Annotated in this window: 3 protein-coding genes; all 3 read right to left on the reverse strand. The window is 26.4% G+C overall.

The genetic code is table 4. From position 1 onward, the window contains the following. Positions 1–578 precede the first annotated feature (578 nt). Positions 579–1,601, reverse strand: a complete 1,023-nt coding sequence (locus N9R85_RS03635) for an endonuclease (protein WP_262858631.1) — start codon at positions 1,599–1,601, stop codon at positions 579–581. An 89-nt stretch (positions 1,602–1,690) separates the two neighbouring features. Then, a complete protein-coding gene (locus tag N9R85_RS03640) occupies positions 1,691–3,622 on the reverse strand; it encodes a DNA gyrase/topoisomerase IV subunit B (protein WP_262858632.1) in 1,932 nt (643 codons plus the stop codon). Positions 3,623–3,689: 67 nt separating this feature from the next. Next, positions 3,690–4,112, reverse strand: a complete 423-nt coding sequence (gene msrB, locus N9R85_RS03645; RefSeq protein WP_262858633.1) for a peptide-methionine (R)-S-oxide reductase MsrB — start codon at positions 4,110–4,112, stop codon at positions 3,690–3,692. Positions 4,113–4,381: the final 269 nt, after the last annotated feature.

The raw sequence follows: 4,381 nt of genomic DNA on the forward strand, positions 1-4,381 counted from the left end.
ATAATTTGAGTTATATTATTTTCGGTGTTAATATAATATATAATTTAATAAATTAAAATGAAAAAAACTCATATCAATAAAAAATTAATATGAGTTTTGTGTCAAATTTTATTCACCTAACTTACATATTATTATGAGCGAGTTTTTTTTAAAAAAATAAAAAACTCCTAATTAAAGGAGCTTATTAATAAAATGTAAATACTGTTTACAATTCCTGACTAATTAAAAACTAAGGAAAAAGAGTAATAATAATTACTATTATTTTATTTGAAATTTATAAAGGCGAGAAAGAGAGAGTATTTGACCTTTAAAAATAAACAAGAAAGAAAAACTAAAATATTTTAAATTTTTAAACTATGACTAATTATTATGTAAGAATTAGCCAGGAATGTACCAAACCTATCGCTAGGCTTGGAACATTATTATATAATATTCGTATCGAAAATACTGAAAATTTATTATTTTTTGTTCTTTTTCACATTTTTTGCCTTTTTTAATCATTTTTTTAAATTAAATTAAAATAGTTTATAATAATATATTTATTTTTTAATAGATTAAAAAATAATACGACTAACGTATTATTCATTAATAGAAACTAAAATACCCTTATTATGGAATGGTTTAGGATTTTCGCCGAAAATATTTTCATATAAATTAGGGTAATCAATAAATGGATTTCTCATTTCTTCGAATTTTGCGGTTTCATTATTTCTTGTAATATCAAAGTTATCTACTGTATCATTATTGTCCCATTCTTTATATATGTTTAAAAAGAATGTATCTATATATGGGAAAGTATTTTTAAAAATACTATTTCTATTTGAAATGTTTTTATCATTATAAGTAGCAATAAAATATAAATAAGCTCTAGCTATATCTCCCTTAAATGCATTAACTGGTTCAAAAACAGTATTACCATTATTATCTGTACCTAATTTTGAACCATTTTGAGATGTTAATGTTGGTGTAGTAACGTTTCCGTGAGGGTAATTACTTCTTATGTTGTTAACTTTTATATCTGTAGGTCATACAAACTGACCATCATTTCTTATTGGGTTTTCTTTGTTAAATCATGATTGTGGAATTACATGTTCTCTATTAGTTCCATCACCTTCTCTTCCGCCTTTTATGGTTGCATATTCTCTAAAATTATAAGGATCATCTCCGTTAGGATTTTCGGAATACACATCTAATATGGTATTATCTTTTTCAAAGTAAATATCTTTAAAAGCGTTTGTATCATTATATAATTTTTTTAAATCGTTATAATTACCTATACCTTTCATGTGTGATTTTTGAATCTTTGTTAATTCTTTAAGCAATTCTTGTCCTGATAAACCATCAGCACTTGCGTAATAGTTATTTGTATCGTCATATACGTATTTTGTTACTTCATTAGAATTTTCTTCGTTTGATAAAGAAGGGGTTTTTCTTACGCTCGAAGAATTATTTGAAGATGTATTTGTTGTGAAAGTATTAGATTCTTGAGTGTTAGTTTCAGGGTTGTTTTCTTTTGCGTTACTGCATGAAATAGCAATAATTGGTAAACTAGAACTGATTATGGTTAAACCAATTATCTTAAAAATTTTTTTAAATGTCATTTATTCCTCGTTTCTTAATTTTATTATACTATGTAAGTGTTTATTAAAAGAATTAAAAATAAAAAAAGAGAGTATTTTTACACCCTTTTTTAGTTTATATTTTTTATTTTTTCCATAAAATCTGTATCTTCTTGTGTGAAATTCACGTTGTTATCGATTCATACTTTACGTTTGGATGCATCTTTCCCCATAAAAGTACTTACTCTTCTTTCTGCTAAACTAGCATCTTCGATGGTTACTTTTATGAGTGTTCGAGTTTCAGGATTCATCGTAGTATCTCATAGTTGATCAGCATTCATTTCTCCAAGACCTTTATATCTCTGTAATTCAATGTTTTTTTGCTTTTCAATTATTTTATTTAAATCTTCATCATCTCAAGCATATTGTATTGTCTTTTTAGTTTTGTTAGTAACTTTATATAACGGTGGAATAGCAATGTAAACCATACCTTTTTCTACTAGTGGTTTCATAAAACGATAGAAAAAAGTCAATAATAATATTTGTATATGAGAACCGTCGGTATCAGCATCGGTCATTATAATAACTTTATTATAATTGGATTTCGAAACATCAAAATCATTACCAAAACCTGCTCCAATTGCGTTTATAATAGTTATTATTTCATTGTTTTTAAGTAAGTCAAGAGGTTGACTTTTTTCAGCATTAATAACCTTACCACGTAAAGGTAAAATGGCTTGAAATTTACGATCTCTTCCGCTTTTTGCTGAACCTCCAGCAGAATCACCTTCGACTAAAAATAATTCTTTTTCAGATGATTTATTTGATGTTGCAGGGGTTAATTTATCGCTTATAACGCTCTTTTCTTTTAGTTTTTTCTTTGAAACTTTAGCATCATCTTTAAGTTTTCTTTGTTGTAGTCTAATTTCGTATGCATTTTTAATTTTGTCCAAGACACGATTCATTTGAAATTTGTTTTCGTAAAGTCATAAACCTATATGTTTATAAACTATATCTTCAACAACACTAGTTGCTTCTGGTGTACCTAATTTATCTTTTGTTTGCCCTACGAATTCAAGAATATTTTCAGGTATTTTAACCGATAAAATACATGTTCATCCTTCTTTGATATCGTTTAATTCAAAATTAGCTTTATTTTTTAAATATCCTTCTTTTTGAGCGTATTCGTTTATTATTTTTAAAAGTCCTCTTTCAAGTCCTTTAATATGTGTTCCACCATCTCTTGTTTTAACATTATTAACAAAACATAATATCATGTTAGAATATGAATCTGTTCATTGAAAACCAAATTCAACTTCGATATCTTTTTTTTCTTCTTTAAAAGAAGCGGGGTTGGTCAAGTATTGCTTTCCGTCATTTATAAAACCTAAAAAGGAATTTATTCCATTGTTATATTGATAAATTTCGTGAAAATTAGTCTCTTCTTCTAAAACTTCAATTTTTAAGTTCGAAACCAAAAAAGCACTTTCTTGTAATCTTTCAGAAATTGTATGAATATTTAATTTGGCTTTTTTAAAAATTTTGTAATCGGGTCAAAATTCTACAGTTGTACCATTTTCTTTTGAATTTCCAATTATATGAGTTCTTTCTATTATTTTGTCTTGTTCAAATACGGTTCTATATATTTTTTTATCTCTTGAGATAGTTGCTATCAATTTAGTGGATAAAGCGTTAACAACTGTTGAACCAACACCGTGTAAACCACCGGCTGTTTTATATGTACCAGAGTTAAATTTACCCCCAGCATGTAAATCGGTAAAGACAATTTCAACTGCGGTTTTACTTTCGCCCTTTTTCTTATCAACTGGTATACCTCTACCGTTATCAGAAACTAATACCGACCCATCTTTTCGTAAAATAACTTTTATGTGGTTTGCAAAACCAGAAAGTGATTCATCAATAGCGTTATCAACTATTTCTCACACTAGATGGTGTAGTCCGGTTACATCAGTTCCTCCGATGTACATTCCCGGACGTTTTCTAACAGGGTCTAACCCTTCTAATTTTGTAATACTATTTGCATCATATTGGTTTTTTATCATAACTAAATTATATGTTATTTTTCGCTTAATTTTAGTAAAAGAAAGAATACAAAAAATATGCTAAACATTATTTAACATATTTTTTGTATTCTGAATAACCTTCTTGATCCATTTGTTCAAAAGGTATAAATTTAAGAGATGCAGAATTAATACAATATCTTAAACCGCCTAATTCTTTTGGTCCATCAGTAAAAACGTGTCCTAGATGAGAATTAGCATTTTTAGACTTAACTTCGATACGATTCATATTATGCGAATTATCTTCTAATTCTTTTATAATTTCGTTATTTATAGGTTTACTAAAGGCCGGTCAACCGCACCCTGAATCAAATTTATCTGTTGATATAAATAATGGAGTACCATCAACTATATCAACATAAATTCCTTTTTCAAAATGTTTGTCATATAAATTATCAAAAGGTTTTTCTGTATAACCTTCTTGGGTTACTTTGTACTGTAACTCAGTTAAATGATCTAATTTTTTATCCATTTATCTCCTTAAAAAAGAATTATAATTAATTTTTAATTATATAAAAAAATATTTTTATATTTGTATTTTTTAACACTAATAATAAAAATATAGGTCATAAATAGAATTTTAATTTAAATAAAACAACATCTTTATAAGAATGTTGTTCCTAAAATGAAATATCAAGTGCAACACTTTCGTGCTTGGTATTTTTATTATATCTTAACGATCTAAAAAAATCTAAAATTTTACTTAAAAAATCAATATTATTACTTTGTTTTCAATATCAA

Source organism: Mycoplasma sp. CSL7503-lung (assembly GCF_025515455.1).
GTDB lineage: Bacteria > Bacillota_I > Bacilli_A > Mycoplasmatales > Metamycoplasmataceae > Mycoplasmopsis.